The 19,688-nt window shown below is 47.2% G+C and carries 9 protein-coding genes; 6 read left to right on the top strand and 3 right to left on the bottom strand.

Annotated features, from left to right (window positions below; all coding sequences use genetic code 11):
* Positions 1-8: 8 nt before the first annotated feature.
* Genes FHS57_RS03550 through FHS57_RS03540 form a run of 3 tightly spaced genes read right to left on the bottom strand, consistent with a single transcriptional unit; the run spans position 9 to position 14,953 of the window.
* Positions 9-10,037, bottom strand: a complete 10,029-nt coding sequence (locus FHS57_RS03550) for a DUF7933 domain-containing protein (protein WP_183971509.1) — start codon at positions 10,035-10,037, stop codon at positions 9-11.
* 35 nt (positions 10,038-10,072) lie between these two features.
* A complete protein-coding gene (locus tag FHS57_RS03545) occupies positions 10,073-13,246 on the bottom strand; it encodes a DUF11 domain-containing protein (RefSeq protein ID WP_183971508.1) in 3,174 nt (1,057 codons plus the stop codon).
* A gap of 48 nt (positions 13,247-13,294) precedes the next feature.
* Positions 13,295-14,953: a tetratricopeptide repeat protein gene (locus tag FHS57_RS03540; RefSeq protein ID WP_183971507.1), complete on the bottom strand. Its 1,659-nt coding sequence runs from the start codon at positions 14,951-14,953 to the stop codon at positions 13,295-13,297.
* 358 nt (positions 14,954-15,311) lie between these two features.
* Between FHS57_RS03540 and trxA the strand changes: the two genes are divergently transcribed.
* The 6 genes from trxA (at position 15,312) to FHS57_RS03510 (ending at position 19,665) form a co-directional block, all read left to right on the top strand.
* A complete protein-coding gene (gene trxA, locus FHS57_RS03535; RefSeq protein ID WP_183971506.1) occupies positions 15,312-15,635 on the top strand; it encodes a thioredoxin in 324 nt (107 codons plus the stop codon).
* Between the two features lie 34 nt (positions 15,636-15,669).
* The gene (locus tag FHS57_RS03530; RefSeq protein ID WP_183971505.1) at positions 15,670-15,876 is read left to right on the top strand and encodes a YgaP family membrane protein; all 207 of its coding nucleotides are present in this window, start codon (positions 15,670-15,672) and stop codon (positions 15,874-15,876) included.
* Positions 15,877-16,001: 125 nt separating this feature from the next.
* The gene (locus FHS57_RS03525; protein WP_183971504.1) at positions 16,002-16,607 is read left to right on the top strand and encodes an arsenate-mycothiol transferase ArsC; all 606 of its coding nucleotides are present in this window, start codon (positions 16,002-16,004) and stop codon (positions 16,605-16,607) included.
* A 278-nt stretch (positions 16,608-16,885) separates the two neighbouring features.
* On the top strand, positions 16,886-17,488 hold the full coding sequence (locus FHS57_RS03520) for a transposase (RefSeq protein ID WP_183971503.1): 603 nt from the start codon (positions 16,886-16,888) through the stop codon (positions 17,486-17,488).
* A gap of 467 nt (positions 17,489-17,955) precedes the next feature.
* Positions 17,956-18,513 (top strand): Tll0287-like domain-containing protein, encoded by a 558-nt coding sequence (locus FHS57_RS03515; protein ID WP_183971502.1) that lies wholly within the window; start codon positions 17,956-17,958, stop codon positions 18,511-18,513.
* 201 nt (positions 18,514-18,714) lie between these two features.
* Entirely contained in the window at positions 18,715-19,665 is a 951-nt protein-coding gene (locus FHS57_RS03510; protein ID WP_183971501.1) for a DUF8428 domain-containing protein, read from the top strand.
* Positions 19,666-19,688: the final 23 nt, after the last annotated feature.

Genomic DNA, 19,688 nt, shown 5'->3' with positions numbered 1-19,688 from the left:
ATGCACAATTACTTCTTAATTTTACGCGTCGTAAATGGTACGCAAAGTTGGTCTGAGCAGCAGTTGGTACCCGCTTGGATAATGATTGGGCAACATCCTCCCGTTGGGCATCCGCCGTTGGTGGCAGTGTAGGTGTAATTTCCTACGGCATCCAACAATACCACGTGCTGACCCGCCAAAGCCGTCAATTCTTGACCATCTTTGAACCATTTCACCCCCGTGTAGTTGGTTCCAATGCTTACTTCTACTTTGCTTCCGCTACACAACGGAATTGGTACTGTAAAACACTGACGGTCTAAATCGTCCTCCGAATCTTGGTTATTGCCTGGGGTTGAATCCACGTCTTTCTCCCCTGCCGACGTAATCTCGGCCTTATTGAAGTACAAGCCAGGTTGCAAGACTTTCACGCGGTAAGTGAGCGTTACAGTATCCCCGTTGGCCGCAATATTTCCAATTGACCAGTTGATGATGTTGCCCGTCAGGGTAGCTGCCCCTCGGCTTGTGGCAAAACTATTCGCCACAACTTGCACCGCCGTTGGCAATGTGTCTGTTACCGCGACGTTGGTAGCTCCGTTGGCCGACTGGTTATAAACTTTGATGGTATAAGTCAGTTCCTCGCCCACTTGAGCGATTTTCTTACTAATCAACTTTTTCAATGCCAAGTCAATTTCTACCAAGCAGTTTTGAGCCGTCACCGTTACAGGAATTCGTTCACTTACTTCTCCTGCACACGTTCCGTTGATACTACGGGCTTGTACATAAAACGTAACCGTTCCTGTGACATTTCCTGCGGGTTTGAAGCTCGTCGTACCGACCGCTACTGGCGCACCTCCTGAAGGCAATGTAAACCAATCAATCGTAGCTTGACCAATCACCGTGGCACGAAGCGTTGGGAAAGTATCGTTCAAACAAGCCGTTACACTTGACGCCAATACGGCTGGATTCGACGGCACACAACCACAATTAGGTTGTGCATAAGTAGTGGTAGCCGAACAGCTAGAGGCACTAAACGAGGCGGTTACTGTCTGGTTGCCTGCTCCCGTTAAACCTGTCAAAGAGAATGACATTGGACTTGAAAACGGTGCGTTGAAAGTCAACGTTTTACCTGCTGCTACGATGGTCAACGTACCTGTGGTGGGGGCACTCACAAAATTCACTACTCCATTCAATGTATAACTACCCGTGGTTGTATTACACAACGTCCCTTCTACGGATACGTTAATGGCACATTGTTGGGTTGTTGAACAATTCTGCGGTGCTTTGTACGTGGCGGTAGCGCTACAAATCGACGTTGCCGAGAAGCTTACTTTCACTTGATGCTGCGCTCCGTCGCTTACTAAACCAGCGATTGAGTACACCTGCGTCGCGCTAAATGGTGCCGTAAACACTTGGCTCTTTCCGCCTACCGTTACCGTCATTGTACCCGTGGTTGGCGCATTGCTTACCGTCACAGTTCCGCTTACAGTATAGGTGTTAGTTGCTGTCACACAGTTACCTGGAGTAGCTGTTATTGATACCCCACATTCATTGGTACGGCAGTTCGCAGGCGCCGTATAGGTAGCTGTACCCACACAACTTGCATCCGCACTAAATTTCACCGTTACCAAGTGACCTGACCCATCGCTCATCAAGTTTTTGATGTTGTATGCCTGAGGACTGGTAAATGGTGCGTTAAACACTTGGCTTTGGCCATCTACCGTCACCGTCATCGTACCTGTCGTTGGGGCATTTGTAAAGCTTACGCTACCGTTCAACTCATACAGACCTGTGGTTGAATTACAAGCCGTTGGCACTGCTGTGAGGGTAGTTGTACATGGGTTGGTTTTGCAATTTGCTGGCGCCGAATACGTCAACGACGACTTGCAAGCTCCATCTGCCGAGAATGCGGCGGTAACAACCTGTGCCTGACCGTCGGCTGGCAATCCTGACAATGTATAATTAATAGGGCTCGTAAACGGTGCGCTAAACACCTGCTCAACACCTCCTACGCTTACAGTCAATGTTCCCGACGTTGGAGGATTACTCAAGGTAAGTTTTCCTGTCAGTGTGTAAGTACCTGTTGCTGGGGTACAGCTTCCAGGTGTCGCTGTCATACTCATCGTACAAGCTACTGGCTCTTGCACGCAAGTTGGCACAATGATTTGCACAGTATCTCTACACGTTTGTCCTCCTCCTGTGATTGAATAAACAAACTTATACGTACCTGCTGTTGTCATTCCCGATACTGCATTGCCTGAAATAGTTGCAACCGCAGGGTTGGTGGCCATTACACTCCAAACGCCACCCGTCGTAACTGGAGCTAAGGTCGCAGTCGTTGGAGAAACTCCACCGCTACCGCATACCAATGTTTGGTCATTTCCTGCATTCGGTTTAGTACAAACCGCACAAGGCTGAACAATCACCGCTACGGTGTCTTTGCAACCTGCCGTGGTCGTGTAAATAAACTGATACGTCCCTGCGACTGTCATGCCTGAAACGCTGTTACCCGAAATCGTCGCTGCCACTGGCGTTGTGCCCAATTGTGCCCACGTTCCTCCCGCTGGACTTGGCGACAAGGTCGTGCTCGTTGTCAACGTGTTTGTCGATGGGTTCGCACAAGCCAACGTCTGGTCTTGACCTGCGTTTGGTTTTGGATTCACTGTCACCACCACTTGCGCCGTGTCTTTGCAACCTGCCGCGTTTTGCGCTACCAAGATGTACGTCGTTGTTCCCGTTGGTTTTACCGACGATGGCGTGATTACTACCGTCCCGTTCGCCGTCCCGATTGTCCACACTTGACCTTGGTACGTGTTATAATTCACAATTTTAGAAATCAAGTCCACCGACTCACCCGCGCATATTGTCGCGCTGCCGTCGGCAATTACTGGTTTGGCTTTTACTTCCACCTGCGCCGTGTCCGTACACGTTTGTCCTCCTGATGTTACTGAATACACAAACTTGTAAATACCCGCCGCTGACAAGCCTGTGATGTTGCCACTTGCGTCGATGCTCGCAGCTGATGGGTTGGCTGGACTACCAATTGGTGCCCACGTGCCACCCGATGTCACTGCTGTCAATTTCGACGTGCTCGTTGGCTGACATACCGCTGCCGCGTCTGGACCTGCATTTGGTTTCACACAACCTGCACAAGGCTGGACAATCACCGCTACGGTGTCTTTGCAACCTGCCGTGGTCGTATAAATAAACTGGTACGTCCCTGCAACCGTCATTCCTGAAACGCTGTTACCCGAAATCGTCGCTGCCACTGGCGTTGTGCCCAATTGTGCCCACGTTCCACCCGCTGGACTTGGCGACAAGGTCGTGCTCGTCGTCAACGTGTTTGTCGTTGGGTTCGCACAAGCCAACGTCTGGTCTTGACCTGCGTTTGGTTTTGGATTAACTGTCACTACTACTTGCGCCGTGTCTTTGCAACCTGCCGCGTTTTGCGCTACCAAGATATACGTCGTTGTTCCCGTTGGTTTCACCGACGATGGCGTGGTCACTACCGTGCCATTGGCCGTCCCGATTGTCCACACTTGACCTTGGTACGTGTTATAATTCACAATTTTAGAAATCAAGTCCACCGACTCACCTGCGCATATCGTCGCGCTGCCGTCGGCAATTACTGGTTTGGCTTTTACTTCCACCTGCGCCGTGTCTGTACACGTTTGCCCACCCGATGTGACCGAATAAACAAACTTGTAAATACCCGCCGCTGACAAGCCTGTGATGTTGCCACTTGCGTCGATGCTCGCAGCTGATGGGTTGGCTGGACTACCAATTGGTGCCCACGTGCCACCCGATGTCACTGCTGTCAATTTCGACGTACTCGTTGGCTGACATACCGCTGCCGCGTCAGGACCTGCATTTGGTTTCACACAACCTGCACATGGCTGAACGATCACTGCTACCGTGTCTTTGCAACCTGCCGTGGTCGTGTAAATAAACTGATACGTACCTGCGACTGTCATGCCTGAAACATTGTTACCCGAAATCGTCGCTGCTACTGGCGTGGTTCCCAACTGTGCCCACGTTCCTCCCGCTGGACTTGGCGACAAGGTCGTACTCATTGTCAACGTGTTTGTCGATGGGTTCGCACAAGCCAACGTCTGGTCTTGACCTGCGTTTGGTTTTGGATTGACTGTCACCACCACTTGGGCCGTGTCTTTGCAACCTGCCGCATTTTGCGCTACCAAGATATAGGTCGTTGTTCCCGTTGGTTTCACCGACGATGGCGTGGTTACTACCGTCCCATTAGCCGTTCCTACTGTCCACACTTGACCTTGGTACGTGTTATAATTCACAATTTTAGAAATCAAGTCCACCGACTCACCCGCGCATATTGTCGCGCTGCCGTCGGCAATTACTGGCTTGGCTTTCACTTCCACCTGCGCCGTGTCTGTACACGTTTGTCCTCCCGATGTTACCGAATACACAAACTTGTAAATACCCGCCGCTGACAAGCCTGTGATGTTGCCACTCGCGTCGATACTCGCAGACGATGGGTTGGCTGGACTACCAATCGGTGCCCACGTACCACCTGATGTCACTGCTGTCAATTTCGACGTGCTCGTTGGCTGACATACCGCTACCGCGTCAGGGCCAGCATTTGGTTTCACACAACCTGCACATGGCTGGACAATGACCGCTACCGTATCTTTGCAACCTGCCGTGGTTGTATAAATAAACTGATACGTCCCTGCGATTGTCATGCCTGAAACACTGTTACCCGAAATCGTCGCTGCCACAGGCGTTGTGCCCAATTGTGCCCACGTTCCTCCCGCTGGACTTGGCGACAAGGTCGTGCTCGTTGTCAACGTGTTCGTCGATGGGTTCGCACAAGCCAACGTCTGGTCTTGACCTGCGTTTGGTTTTGGACTCACCGTAATTGAATGACTAGCACTTGCTGAACAGTTTGTCGTTGCATCCGTATAGCTGTAACTAAAGGTAAGGCTTGCGATATTAAACCCTGGGTTCAAGGTTAGCGTACTTCCATTTTGGGTTGCTGCTCCCGCAGGGAAACCTTGGGGAAGCGTAAACGTTCCACCCGCAGGCGAGCCCGTAAAGTTCACTGGCAGACCCGTTTCGCAAACCGTCGTTGGACCCGAAATTGTTACGACTGGACGCGCTTTTACGTTAATTTCTGCACTGTCTTTTTGCGTACAACCTGCTGTGATTTGGGTATAATAAATGTAGAACGTTTTGGGCGCTGTAGCTGCCAACTGGGTCAGTGCCGTCGTAGTATTCACCGTTGCACCCGTTCCTGTATCCGTCACGCCAGGCCCCGTCCAAGTACCATTCGTACCCGATGGGTCGGGATAGGTAACTTCTGCTCCCACACAAACACTTGCTGCCGCAAAGTTGACAGGTGTAGGTTTGGGATTAACTATTAATTGTACAAAAGCGGTATCCGAACAAGTTGTGTTTCCTGTTGTATTGACAATCACCGCAAAATACTTCGTACCTGCGATGGTCAGCGCCGTACCTGTTGGGGTAAAGCTGGCGTTGGTTTGACCCGAAATAGCCGTTCCAAATGCCCCCGTTGTATCGGTCAATGGCCCGAACCACTTGTACTCTACGCCCGTACTTGGCGTTGCAGCGTAAGCCGAGGCCGTTGCTCCCGAGCAAATGGTTTGGGTTTTAGGACTCACCGCTGCGACTGGCTTGACGCAACAAACAGGTGCCGTTATTTGCAAAGTATCTTTGCAGCTATTCAACGTATAAACAAAGCCATAGCTTTTTCCTTGGGCATTGGCATTGGTGATGGTCACTAAGCCTGCGCTGCTCACGGTCATTCCTGCTGGGTTGGCGGCCAAGGCCGTCCACGTACCATTGGCAGGTGCTCCTGTCAGTTGCACAGTCGCTGGTAAGCTGCCGTTGCTACAGGCCAAGGTTTGGTCAGGGCCTGCGTTTGGTTTGATATTGATGGTATCTTTATCTGACTCCGTAGCAGCACCAATGCTACTAAACGCCGTGAATGTTCCACTTCCTGCGGGGTCTTCTTTGGCTTCGTACAAGTCAAAATCATCTTTTGCTTCTACGATAAACTTATCGCCTGTATAATTGGCAGGCACTTGAATTTTTACCTTAAATACCCAATCAGGGAAATCACAGTTGACATCGTTTTGTCCCAAAGCCGAACAAGGCTTGCGCGCTGTATTAACAGCATCGCCTTCGTCCAAAATATTTGACGTATTGCGGCCTCCATCAGCCCCACCTTGGTCGGTAACAGTTTGGATGGTCAGACCTACGGGTGGATTAAATGGATCAAATGCAGCTCCTCCGTTCAACAACGGCGACGTGATACGCATGTTACGCGCTTCAAAACGGCGTTTGGGCAACGTAATCGTAATACCTCCGACGTTGGCTGTACCTGGGTTTTGGGCCGCATCTTCGTCGATGAGCAAGCGGGCAATCAAATCAGCCTCTACAAACTCGCCAGGTTTCACGCAGTCGTTGGTAATTTCTACGTCCATGTTCACGCCTGCGGTAAATAATAGGTCGGCATTTCCTGCCTTGATGGTATCCGTACCGCACAATCCTTTGGCAAAACCACAAATCAAAAATACATCCCCAGGATTGTAAGGAGTGTTGGTCATGGTCGCCGTAAATAACCACGACTCAAGCGGCTGCATGATGCCATCGTTGTTGACATCGCCGCTTTTCGTAACGGTCAATACCGTTGGTGCGCCAACACTTCCTTTGAAAAGTTTATACGTTCCTTCAAAAGTTACGTTTGATAAAACTGTAGAACCGTTGTTAACCACACCAAACGTAACCGAAACAATATCGTTTTGGGTACGAATGCTTTGAGGAGCAAGAATAATCCCCACTGCCATTTTGGCCGTTGAGCAGACTTCACCCACTTTTACTACTGCGGGGTCAGCATCGTCTTCGTCGCTCAAGGCACTGACTTCGCTAGGATTTCCTGTGCCGTTTCCGTAAATGCTATCGTCGCTTGGGCTCCGTTCTTTCCCTCCCGCGTCGTTGGCTGGATTATCGTCTGGTGTACTATCAATGTCTGTTCCGCCCGTAGCGGCACTGATTTCCGAACGGTTGACCAAATCGCCCGTTGCCGTATTTTCTACCGTTAAGCTAATTGACAAAGTAGTATCACGACCTGCTTTTAGCAATGGTAATGGCGTAATCAGCGTTGCTTTCCCTGCCGTTGCCGCCCATTGAGTGCTTGTCGGAAGGCTCATTCCCGTTGGAATATAATCGGTGACTTGGATATTGGTCGCATCTACCGTTCCTTGGTTAAAGAGGCGAATCCTGTAGTTAACCGTTGCTCCTAGGGTCACTATCGAATCCTGTCCTGGGGCCAACGTTTTACGTAATGCCAAGTCAAAGATAGGATTAGGTACTACTTTCAAACACGCTTCCGCAATGTCTTCGTTGCCTGTCATTACAGGAATGCTACCATTGCTTACAGTACCAATCATGGCATTCATCGGAATCGTATTGCAGTAATCGCCCGCCGTTGCGCTGGTCACAGGAACGATAATGGTGCAGGTACCTGGGGCAATCGTTGAGCCCGAGGTCAACCCTACTTCGTTAGTACTGCTAAAAGTACTGATAGTCGCACACGTTCCTGTAGCCACCCCTGCCAATACTACCCCCGCTGGCAATTCGTCCTTGAAATCTTGTCCGAGCGTAATAGGCGTACTGTTTCGGTTCTCGATGGTGATGGTCAGGGTACTATTTTGGTTGGTTTGTACCATTGCAGGAGCAAACGCTTTTTTCAATAATGGAGCCGCGATGTATGAATTTTTAAATTCAATACATGCTTCGGTGGTATCTATCGTGCTACAAGAGCTAGTTTGAAGTGCCCCTGGCACTAATTTGTTACAATAAATCCCCTCCGCTGGCACAATCACATCTACCTGAATCTGAGTAAGACCTGGCGGAAGCGAAGTACCGTTTGGAATAAAAATCACGTTACTTCCCGCAGCCGCAATGACAGGCGTTGCGTTGTTGACACTTACGTTGGGGTTGGCAGCAACGGTCATTTGCGCTGGGCTACTTGGAAGATTATCCACAAACGTCGAAGTCAACGTAATTGGCGTTGTTTCGTTGTTGTTAATCTTGAGTGTCAAACGAACAGGTGTTCCTGGCTTGGCCGACGACGGGCTAAACTCCTTGGTAATAGTTGGCACGTTTGGCCCTGTGACAGTGATGGTAGCACAATCGTCGTCATCTTCGTTCAAGGCTGGAGCATTACCTGGCGTTGAATCGGGGTCGTTCAGCGGGAAAGCTGTATTTACCCACGCACAGTTGGTAAACGACCCTGCTTTTGTCGCCTTGGTTGTAATGGTCAGCGTCACCGACGCATTGGCCGCCAAGCTTGGTACAATCCACCCACCAATAGGGTTATAGGTCGTTCCAGAAGCTGGGTTACTGCCCAACACCAACAATTCGAGTGGCATATTATCCACTACCTGAATGTTAGTAGCGGTCATTGTTCCCTCATTGGTCAGGGTCAAAGTCCAAACAAAGTCTGAGCTTACGGGACACGTCACCCCGTTGGTCGGGTTCACCGTTTTGGTCAACTTCAAGTCAATGAATGTTGGGCTTTTACAAACCTCGTAGGTAGCTAAGTCATCTTCACTTGTGTTATTATTATTAGGGGTAGAATTGGGATCAGCTTGATCGGCCGATACTACCTGTACCACCATTTTCTTGCATCCACAATCGGTTTCGGCAAGAGTTACAGGAAAATCTTGGTAACAATCATTAGAAGCGTTAAAAACACGTACCGTATAAAGTTGGTTACCATTCGGATTGGGCAAACTACTGAATGTGTAAGCTCCACCCGTCAAGGTTTGTGCCGCAGCATATGTTGTTCCCGAATACGTTCCCCCCAAAGAAACCCCCACTTTATTGCCATTGGTAACTCCCGAAATAGCAATACTTGCATTGCTGTTTGAGCTTGTTCCCGTACAAGTTGCTGGCGTTGGCGTCAAGGTAGCAGTGGGTTTTGTACACGCGCCCGATGGGCAGCTTGTTGGATTAAGCACTACCTGTAAATCAGTGGTACATCCTCCTGAGTTAAACACCCGAACCGTATAGGTGGTTGCCGAAGCGGGGTTAGGCAAGGCACTGGCAATGACACCACCCGCTGGAATCGCCGTGGCAGTAGCGTACGTCTGAGAACCCGTGTAAGTAGTACCGATGACGTAATCGTACTTATCCGTTGCGCCAAAATTCGACAATGTTATTTTGCCATCGTTGTTGGGACTGGTAGCGCCACAAGTTGCTGGCGTAATAGCAGCTACGGGCACAGGGCCACCGCCACCGCATGTTCCATTCAAACATATATCATCATAACCAATGACAGGGCCAACTTTGACTGACCCCCAACTTCCATTTTCAATTAGTCGATTAACCAAACCAAACACAACCGTCCAAGTTACCTCGGCCGAACCATCTGAGTTAAAATCAGCGGTGTTGGGGAATGAAAACGTAAAAGGTGTTCCGTTAACGTTGGATGCCGCTACATTTTGGGTTTGGTTATAAACCAATACTCCATTTCGATATACACCCACCCCTTGCTTTTCGTAAGGAATGGACGTACCATTATACTGTTTTTGAATCAATTTAACCGAAAAACTGGTTAGCGTACCTGACTTTCCTGCGGGCAATTTGTATTCCACATAGATATTACCGCCAATTTCAGGTTTAAAAACGGTTTCTTTGGGCTGCCACCCTTCCGAAACTGCATAGATATTGGTACCAGGGCGCCAATATCCCGACAAACAAAGTGCATTGGCGAAGTCGTTGGTGTTACTAAATCCTTTCGAGCCAAGTAGCGCCTGTCCACACCCGCTGTTTGAGTTGGGGCAAAAGGTATTTTTATTTTGGGCAAGAATAGGTACAGTTTGCTTGTACAACCAGCCTTTGGTAGAAGGCACAGCGCCGTTACATTGGGCTGTACCAGAGTTAAAATCCCATTTGGCGAGTACCGAAGGAGCAGAACTATTGCATTGTGCCTGAAGCTGCGTGGAAATCATCCCACACATGATTCCTAGGACTACGATGAGCGTAAAAAACTGTTTCATCCGATGGTTGAGTTTCAGAAATATGTTGTGAGCGATTAGTTTACTTTTAAGGTGAAAGTCAGTGTTGTATTTCCCACTGCTAGGCTTGGCACCGTCCATTGTTTTGTTGTGCTATTATACGTCCCCGAAGCGGGTGACACCGTTAGCAACGAGGCCGCAGGCTCTGGAATGGGCACAGATACAATCACGTTGGTGGCGGTGGCTGGGCCTGCATTGGTAAGCGTAACAGTGTAAGTAAGCTGCTCGCCTTGCGCACCTGTCTTAGAGGTTGGAGGAGCAATAGTTACGCTCAAATTAGCTTGAGGTGCCGCCGCCGTAATGGTTACATTAACCGCCGTAGTAGCAACTCCAGCCCCCGAATAACAGTTTGAAGTTCCATCAAAAAAGGCCGCATATACCGTTCCTGAGGTAGCGTAAGTCGTTGGATTCGCAATCTTGTTGGCCGTGGTTGCGGGCGTACCAGTATGCCATGTCAGCGTCGTACTTGCAGGTAAATTAGAAGCAGTAATCGTTGAAAGATTTACCGAGCCCGAGCCAGAAATTGAGGTGCTGCTTAGGGTAGGAGAATTTTCACCCGCCACACAACTAAAATAAGTACAAGGATCGGTTGGAGCAAACACGACTAGCTTGGCCAACGAATGATATAGGTTGGCAAAAAACTTATCGGTATTACTTGTTATTGTACTTCCAGTCGTTAGCCCACCTAATTCGGTAATCAAGTCAACATCCGCCAAATAAATATCATTGGTAGTTTTGTCAATAACCCCCGTCGTTCTTTTGGTGGGACTGGCATTATCTTGTACAATCACGCAAGCAGAAGCTGGAATGGCTGAGTACGAGCCAGTATATCCACCTCCTTGGTTGAACCCTGCCACACTACCAAACGGACCACTGATAACAGATTCTCCCAATGTAGTTAGGGCGTTGGGGTTAGTATTACCTGATACCCCTGTATATCCCGACACAAACACGCCTGCATAGTTCTGGAAGGCTAAAATCACGTTGCTTTTAGAAGCGGCATTCCAGTTATTAAGTTCTGTTTTTTCGGCCGCAGTGTAAGCACCTGTTGCTCCACCTGCGTCGGTATTGTCAATCCCCAAATCCACAATTTGGCAACCCGCTGCTTCGAGCCCTGTTTTGGTAAAGGCCACCGTAAAGGGGACTAATTTAAAGGTAAAAGTAGAAGTACCTGTTAGGCTAAAGTTGGCAGCACTGAGCAGTTTAGTAGCAGCGTCTGTGCGTTGCGCCCCTCCAATACCATAGTCTTTTCCTGTTCTATAGCATACTGTAATCGTTCGCTTCAATGGTGGAATTTCGCGGTATTTGACTTCACTTACGCCAGGATTTGAACTTGCCAGTACATTTTTAGGTACATCGACAATCCCGTTGACATCGGCATAGGTATCGGCGGTTTCTGAGCCACTGTCCAAACCATTCAAACCAGGCACTCCATTGAAAGTCAAACCCGACTCTACTTTATCTAACTCTAAATCTCCGTCTGAGTCGGTATCCAAAAAATCTTCGCAACCATCGGCGTCAGTATCTAGCGGTGTCAATCCACCTAAATACGCGGAGTTTACACCATTATTGGTTGTATAAGTAGCAGCGTTATCCGCATTTGAGGCAACGTAAGTAAGGGTAGGTTGGGCTTCAACGTTGTCGGGAATCCCGTCGTTGTCTGAATCTAGATCTAGGCTATTGGCAATGCCATCACCGTCAAAATCACACACACTTTGAACGGCGGTGTTGACAAACAATTCATTGATCCAAGGCGTAGATCGAGACGTCCCTGACACCCCTAACAAACGATATGACTTGTAAGCCGTTGTATTGGCGGCAAAGGGAAAAGTTTCGGCATCGGTACATGTGCCGTAAGCACAAGCCGCAGTAGTCGCTGTACGCGTCGAAGAAATAATGTCCGTCCAATTGGTACCATCATTACTTCCTTGCACTTTTATCACGGCTCCATTGGAAAAAAGATACGCTCCCACCGCCAGCTCCATTCCTTTTAATAAGGTAGGCTTCACAAAGTCAACTCGAACGTAGGTTTTCCCTGCCACCGCTTGAGCTGTTCCCGTATAATAAAATGAATTATTGGTGATATTTCCATCCAATAACACGCTAATACTTCCTGTAACTGCGGCATCCGTTGACACTTGTAACTTGGCTTTATTGGTGAGGTTCGTATTATAATTCACCGCTCCACAATACGCGTCTTCGACGGTATCCAAGATTCCGTCGTTGTCATCGTCCAAATCGTATTTATTTCCAATGCCATCGCCATCAGTATCTATGTAGGGAGTCACGCCTGGGTCAACGATGGTTTCGGTAATGTCGCATGCACTTGCAGTGGGTGTGATGGTCAACGTCACATTTCCTGCCCCTGCTGAGCCTGCCTGAAGGGCAAATGACGTAGTCGCTCCAAACGTGCCCGTTGAAGGTGTGACTGAACCACTCGAAACCGACACGCTGTAAGTAGCACCTGATGCCGCACCCGTCGGATTCAGTTTAAAAATAATTTGGTCGTCGGCGGTAGTTGCTGTACTTGCCCCATAGTTGTTATCAATGTCCGATAGACCCGACGTAAACGCGGGGCTACCAAAGTATAATTCGTGTGTTGCGTTACTCGCGGTTGTACCCGAAATCCCCCAGATTCGATACTGAACGTAGGCCGTAAGGTTGTTAACAATCGGAAATTTACGAGAAACCACCGCTGACCCGTACGCGCCTGCGGTGGTAGTCGTTGAATACGTAAGCGTTCCTGTTAAGTCTGTCCAATCAGTGCCGTTGTTACTCCCTTCCACGCGGTAGGTAGCACCGTTGTTAAGCGGAGAACCCGTTATAATTTCGATACCGTTAATGATTGCCCCAGAAGGATATACAAACTTATACACTACCTTCCCCGCAATGGCTTGGCTATTCGTAAAGGTAGCAGCCGCAGTTGAGGTATTAGCATCGAGTAAGCCCGAAAAAGCACCGCTACTCAACGTCAATTCGGAGGTAATGGTAATGCTTGTTTTATTGGCAGCTAAGTTCCAATTGGCATTACAGGAAGGATTAGCCACCATCGGAGCGGCTTTTTTGGGGGAAGAATTGGCATAGGAAACCAATGGCCAGCCCATCAACATCCCCAAACACGCCACCAGCATCACCTGTATGACATATAAGAATCCTTTGTAGCTGTTTTTGAGTAAAACATGGGTTCTCATAACATTTATTTGAATTAATATGGTTTATAATACGCTTCTTTCACAGTGTCAGATAAGATCAATCAATCGGCTATTGGGTCTTTTTTGCAATGCTTGTTGTTTGGCTTGACGATACGCTGTCTGTTCTCCTCGAAATTTTCGAAGCAATGCTAATTGCTCCTCTACGGGCGCCATCAGGCGCGGCGGTTCGTCGTATTTGATGGCGCTTTGGAGGCTTAAAGCTTCCTTCCAAGCCGCCTCGTTGAAAGGTTGGGTTTTGTCCATGTTGTCCACCCAGCCCGCCAATTCGTAGCGCATCATGTTCATAATATCGTAGGTTTCATTGATGCTCTTAAACTCAGCCGTTGCCTGCCTTGTCGCACCTTGTTGTTCGTATTGGTGCATCAACTGGCTCAATTCCATGCCGTATTGGTTGGCGTCTTGGAGTCTCTGCTGCTGCACAGCCTGCATCCCGAGGCAATACAAACGCAGGGTTTGGTAATAATTTGCCACCAATGAATGCTGAATCGGACGCTGCGAAGCGTTGAGAAGCGTTTCGAGGTACGCCACTGCTTTTTGCCATTCCCCAAAACGAATATGAACCCACGCGGGTAAAACTTTACCTTCATAGTGCAGCATTATTGCAGCGCCTTCGTTGATGGGTTGCGTTTCGGGAGTGACGTTGGCCAGTGAAGTCGCGGTTTCAAGCGCTCCTTTTTCGTCTCCTGCTTCGGCTTGGGCTACCGCTAAAAAATGAAGATTATGTACGTAGTTTTGATTGGCCGAAAAGGGAATCTTTTCTGAAATATGGTAGTCGGTTTCTTGTTTTTTTGCTTTGGCGTAAGCGCTTATTGCTTTTTCATAACTCCCCTTCAAATAGTATAAATGCCCTGGCATGTGCGTAATGTGCGGGGCATTGGGGGCTATTTTCACCATTTGCTCGGCAACAGGGATGGCTTTCGCAAATTCTTGACGCAGCTCCATAACATGAATATAGTAGTGCATCAACGCCACGTTTTTGGGAAACCGACGCATTGATTTTTCGAGCAATTGAATCGCTTCTTGTTGGCTCGCCTCTTTTTCGTGTTGGCGCAGCATAATCGACGCCCACGCAATGGCCTCGGGTTCGTCGGGGTAGGTTTGGTATAGTTTTTTAAAAACTTGGAGTGTTGTTTCGGTCAATCCTTGGTTGACAAGTACTGCTGCTGCCTTGATAAAATCTTTTTCTACGGAAGAAACTGTCCCCGACAATGTCGTTGCTTTCTCGATAGCTTCTTGCCAAACGCTTTTATCATCTCCCCCAAAACCTGGCCGACAAAGGGCAATCCCCCAATATCCCATGGCGCAATCAGGGTCATTTTCAACCACTTGCTGAAACGCCCGATACGCTTCGAGGTGCCAAAAACCGTGTAGATGATTGAGCCCTTGGTCAAACCATCGTTGGGCTTCTTTGCTTTTGGTCGTAATTACTAAATGGCTATTTCCTATTCCCGTTCTAAAGACTGGTTTTGTTATGTTTTTCAGTATATCTCTTGAACCCCCACCTCCAACACACAACGGAATACTATTTTTAACACTAAGAATATCCCCTTTCGCTGTTTCTCTCTTTTGTTGGCAAGCCCCAACCCCTCCCAAGGTAACGTAGGATAGGATAGTTCTAATCAAAAATGCCTTTAAGCGACATTTTTGCAGTTGAGGGACACTATCAACAGAGGTATATACTATCATCGGCTAAACACAACATTGAGAATAGATTTTCACGTTGCCAAAATCAACAATTGTGCCAAAATAGCATTCTCAATATCCCAAATAAGACTATATACCACTTCTTTTCTTTTTTAAACTACCAGAAACAAGAAAAAAATGCCTCATACACCACAAACAAGTATATACCATAAAAACATACATCACTCTATTTCAACAAATTAACCTTAACAAAGACATGCTTTATAACACAAAAACACAAATCATAAAAAACTAAGTTGGCCTATCAAAATTTTTATTCCTTTGGCCTTGTGTGATATTCATCACGTACAAACACGTCCTTCTGCATTATCTTTGCTACATAAAAAAACACATACATGTCATGGACTCGAAACAACAATCTTTCAAAGACATCATTAGCGGAGATACGCCAGTCGTAGTTGATTTTTTTGCGGAGTGGTGCGGGCCTTGCAAAATGATGGCGCCTATCCTTAAAGATTTTGCCAGCCAAATGGGTGACAGAGTGCGGGTTCTAAAAATTGATGTGGACAAAAACCCCGCCGCTGCCCAAGCCTACCGAATTCAAAGTGTACCTACGCTAGTGGTGTTTCAGAAGGGCGAAGTAGTGTGGCGGCAGTCGGGCGTAGTGCAGAAAAAACAATTGGAACACGTGGTCAACCAACTGCCACGTACATACGCACAGTAATTATCCATCGTCGAAACCTCTAAACCCTATCACAATGAAACCAAACATGGGCGGTGCCGACCGCATTATTCGCCTCGTTGTAGCAGCCATCGTAGCTGTTTTGTACTTTACAGGAACGCTTACGGGTACCATAGGCATTGTGGCTCTGGTAGTGGCGGCAGTATTTGTCTTGACCAGCCTGGTAAGCTTTTGCCCACTTTATACACTCATAGGACTGAATACTTGTTCTGTGAAGAAGTAATACAACTTTGCCCTTTCCAAACACCTGCCTCAAGTAATTTGGGGTAGGTGTTTTTTTTACAATTTCCCTTATCGTATTTTTACGATTAACAAATGTTTACTTGAAATCGGTCATAAATTTTAATCATGACTCCTCAACTCAATACCTACTTTGAATCCCTCAATCTCACCGAAGTATCCGCCGAACGCCAAGCTATTTTACAATCCTTAGTAAAATATATAAAAGGTAAATTAGCGACACAACAGCCTATTAATCTGACCTTTATTTGCACTCACAACTCCCGTCGTAGCCATTTAGGGCAAGTGTGGGCACAAGTGGCAGCGGCCTATTTTGGGATCAAAGATGTATATTGTTTTTCTGGTGGAACAGAAACCACCGCCTGCAATCCTCGAACCATTGCGGCTTTTGAACGAGCTGGATTGAAAGTGACAAAGACTACCGAATCTGACAATCCCGTTTACGAAATTAGTTTTGATGATTCGACCAAACCCATCATCGCCTTCTCCAAAGTCTATGACCAAGCTCCTAATCCAAGCAGTGCGTTTGCCGCCATTATGACCTGCGACCACGCCGAGGCCAACTGCCCCTTTATTTCAGGAGCCGAAAAACGCTTACCGATTATGTACGTTGACCCCAAAGTTTCGGACGATACTCCCGCCGAAAGCACTACTTACGACGCTCGCTGTCGGCAGATAGCGACTGAGATGAAATGGGTATTTGACAAGGTCTGACCAGGTCAGACGATAGTCAGACCGACAGTAATTAGGCTATCTACTCCGAGTCTGACTATCGTCTGACTCTCATTACTCCCACCAGAATGACCCACCATACAGTGAATAATCTGAATTATTGACCAGGTCAGACGGTAGTCAGACCGACAGTAACCTAAAAGTCAGACCGACGATAATTAGACTATACGCTCCGAGTCTGACTATCGTCTGACTCTCACCATAGTGACTTATAAAACAAGTAATAGTCTGAATTTGAGCAAATTTCAACTATTCACTGTATGCAAGTTTTAGCCGAACGCCTGTATCATGTATATAACCAAGGGAACAACCAAGAAATCATTTTTCACACCAAAGATGACTATGTCCAATTTCTTAGACACGTCAGAGAAAAGGTACTCCCTCATTGTGAAATAGTAGCCTATTGTTTGATGCCCAACCACTTTCACTTTTTAATCAATACGACTCAAAAATCAATAGAACCTGTTAAGTTGGGACAATTGACAAGCACAGTTTTAAATAATGGTTTCAGGCTATTACTTAGCGGATATGCCAACGAGTTTAACAAGAAATACCATAGAACAGGCTCTTTATTTCGCCAAAAAACGAAATTCAAAAACTTGGAAAGCGACGGTGAGAAGCCAAGCAACAATTACCCTTTCGTATGTTTTCATTACATACATCAGAATCCATTTGTGGCAAACCTTTGCCCCAAAATAGAGGATTGGGAATTCAGTTCGTTCGGGGATTATTTAGGGTTACGGAGTGGTACTTTGGTTAGCAAACAACCCGCGTTTGATTTGATTGGTATTCAACAGGATAGCTTTTACCAAGAATCCTATCAAGTAATTTCCGAAGCTAAAATCAAGTATTTGTATGATTGAGCCAGACGGCAGTCAGGCTCCTCCGCATCAGCTAACGTTGTAACCCACAAAACCCATTGGTCTGACTATCGTCTGACCGAGACATCCTCATGCTCAAGTCAGACGGTAGTCAGACTTCTCCTCATCAGCGACTCAGCGAACATCGCAACAAAAACAATTCATCGGTCTGACTATCGTCTGACCGAGACATCCTCATGCTCAAGTCAGACGGTAGTCAGACTTCTCCTCATCAGCGACTCAGCGAACATCGTAACAAAAACAATTCATAGGTCTGACTATCGTCTGACCTATGTGACCTATGTCACAGTTTCTTATTTGAAAGCAGCCCACTTTTGTAGCACATTAAAACATCTACAAAAATGGCTGCTTTTTTCTTTGGTGTTGTTATGCTACATTTGGTAGCGGGCTTCGGCTGGGTATTGTATAAAATTGCGTCCCCGAAAAAAAACTCAAACTAATCGTCTCCTATGAAATCGGTACTTGCGGCAGGATTGTTGTTTGTTATGGCTATCGTCGGCACGGCTTTTCAGCCTAGTTCGCAGGCTCCTATTGATTACCGAAAACTGGGCGACTCCCTCAGCCTTCAAGCCCAACAAGTACTTGTGCGTAACTTACTAGGCGCGATTCAAAAAGGAGGTTCCGACTATGCCGTCGATTTTTGTAGTGAACGAGCCATGCCCCTGACCGATTCATTGTCAAAGAGATACAAAGTTCGTATTCAGCGGATTTCGGTCAAAAATCGCAATCCTAAAAATGCGGCATCCCTCTTTGAGCGCAAATTATTAGAATCGTTTGCTTCGGCTAATTCTCCCAAAGACACCCTCCTCCAAACACCCAAAGGCATTATTTACTACAAGCCGATTCGGGTAGCGATGCCCACTTGCCTCCAATGCCACGGCAACCCCAAATCAGACATTAATTCAGCAACGCTTTTTACCATCAAGGAAAAATACCGCTTCGACAAAGCCACAGGCTACGCCCTCAACGACCTCCGTGGCGCTTGGAAATTGTCGTTTGAGGAATAAAACTTCCCCTTTTGCTTCTTACCGTTTACTCAATGTGTGGAACTTCCTCCACAATTTTACCCATAACACTGCGTTTTTGGGCTAGGAATGGCTTTTTTGATATTCTTGGCATACAAACACAATTGAGACCTCATTTATACAAAACATGAAACAACGCTGTACTTGCTTTAATTAAGTTACACCAAACAATCAATTTCAATCATGGAAAACAATCAGCAAGGAAAAAGCCCTTTTGCGTGGGTAGCGCTAATCATCATGACTTTAGCGACAGGTACGTTTGGCATCTTGTTTTACAATCAAAAACAAGAAACGGAGTCGAAAGAGGTAAGCATCGTCCAAAAAGCCAAAGAATTGGCCTTCACTCAGACAAAATTAGACTCGGTGTCGCGTAGTTTGGACATCAAGATTGCCGAAGTGCAACAGTTGGGCGGAAACGTCGAGGAACTAATGAAAGTAAAAGCGAAGTTGGAGGCTGATAAAGTAGCATTGCGTAAAAATGCCAAATTTGAAGTTGGTAAATACACCGCTAAAATCAAGGAATACGAGCAGTTTTTGGCCGACAAAGACGTGGAAATTGCGAAGCTGAAAGAAGAAAATGGTTTGTTATCGGTTGAAAATCAATCTTTAGCCAGTGAAAATACGAACCTAAAAACGGAGAAAGAAACCCTTACGCAAACTAAAATGCAGCTAACGGATTCGGTAACAGCCTATTCTAGCAAAAACCGTGAACTTAGCCAGAAAGTAGCAATTGGGGCGGCACTTAAAGCCGAAAATATCAAAGTGTTGGCCGTTTCACCAAAAGGCAAAGTTCGTACCGACGACACTTACCGTTCAAAACGCGTTGACAAATTGAAATTGCAATTTACGCTTCCGCCTAACCCATTGACAGAAACGAACGAAAAAGAAATTTATGTTCGTGTTCTTGATCCCGAAGGAGCGGTTATCACAGACGAAGCGATGGGTTCTGGGAAGTTTAACTGGCAAGGTCAAGACATGATGTTTACGACCAAAGACCGCGTGGCTTATCAAAACACCAATCAAACTGTTGAAATGATGTACGATAATCCACAGCGCCTACGCCCAGGGAAATACAACGTAGAAGTTTATTCTGAAGGTTTTAGAATCGGAAGCAGCCAGTTTACAATCAAGTAAGTGGCCTGAAACAAGAAATCCCT

The sequence above is a fragment of the Runella defluvii genome, from assembly GCF_014195535.1.
Classification (GTDB): Bacteria; Bacteroidota; Bacteroidia; order Cytophagales; family Spirosomataceae; genus Runella; species Runella defluvii.
This window is presented reverse-complemented; position numbering and strand designations above follow the sequence as displayed.

What these genes read in the sequence shown, in the direction of transcription:
- trxA (WP_183971506.1), top strand. Translation starts at nt 15,312, where the DNA reads ATGGACTCGAAACAACAATCTTTCAAAGACATCATTAGCGGAGATACG.
- FHS57_RS03525 (WP_183971504.1), top strand. Translation starts at nt 16,002, where the DNA reads ATGACTCCTCAACTCAATACCTACTTTGAATCCCTCAATCTCACCGAA.
- FHS57_RS03515 (WP_183971502.1), top strand. Translation starts at nt 17,956, where the DNA reads ATGAAATCGGTACTTGCGGCAGGATTGTTGTTTGTTATGGCTATCGTC.
- FHS57_RS03545 (WP_183971508.1), bottom strand. Translation starts at nt 13,246, where the DNA reads ATGAGAACCCATGTTTTACTCAAAAACAGCTACAAAGGATTCTTATAT.
- FHS57_RS03540 (WP_183971507.1), bottom strand. Translation starts at nt 14,953, where the DNA reads ATGATAGTATATACCTCTGTTGATAGTGTCCCTCAACTGCAAAAATGT.
- FHS57_RS03510 (WP_183971501.1), top strand. Translation starts at nt 18,715, where the DNA reads ATGGAAAACAATCAGCAAGGAAAAAGCCCTTTTGCGTGGGTAGCGCTA.
- FHS57_RS03520 (WP_183971503.1), top strand. Translation starts at nt 16,886, where the DNA reads ATGCAAGTTTTAGCCGAACGCCTGTATCATGTATATAACCAAGGGAAC.
- FHS57_RS03530 (WP_183971505.1), top strand. Translation starts at nt 15,670, where the DNA reads ATGAAACCAAACATGGGCGGTGCCGACCGCATTATTCGCCTCGTTGTA.
- FHS57_RS03550 (WP_183971509.1), bottom strand. Translation starts at nt 10,037, where the DNA reads ATGAAACAGTTTTTTACGCTCATCGTAGTCCTAGGAATCATGTGTGGG.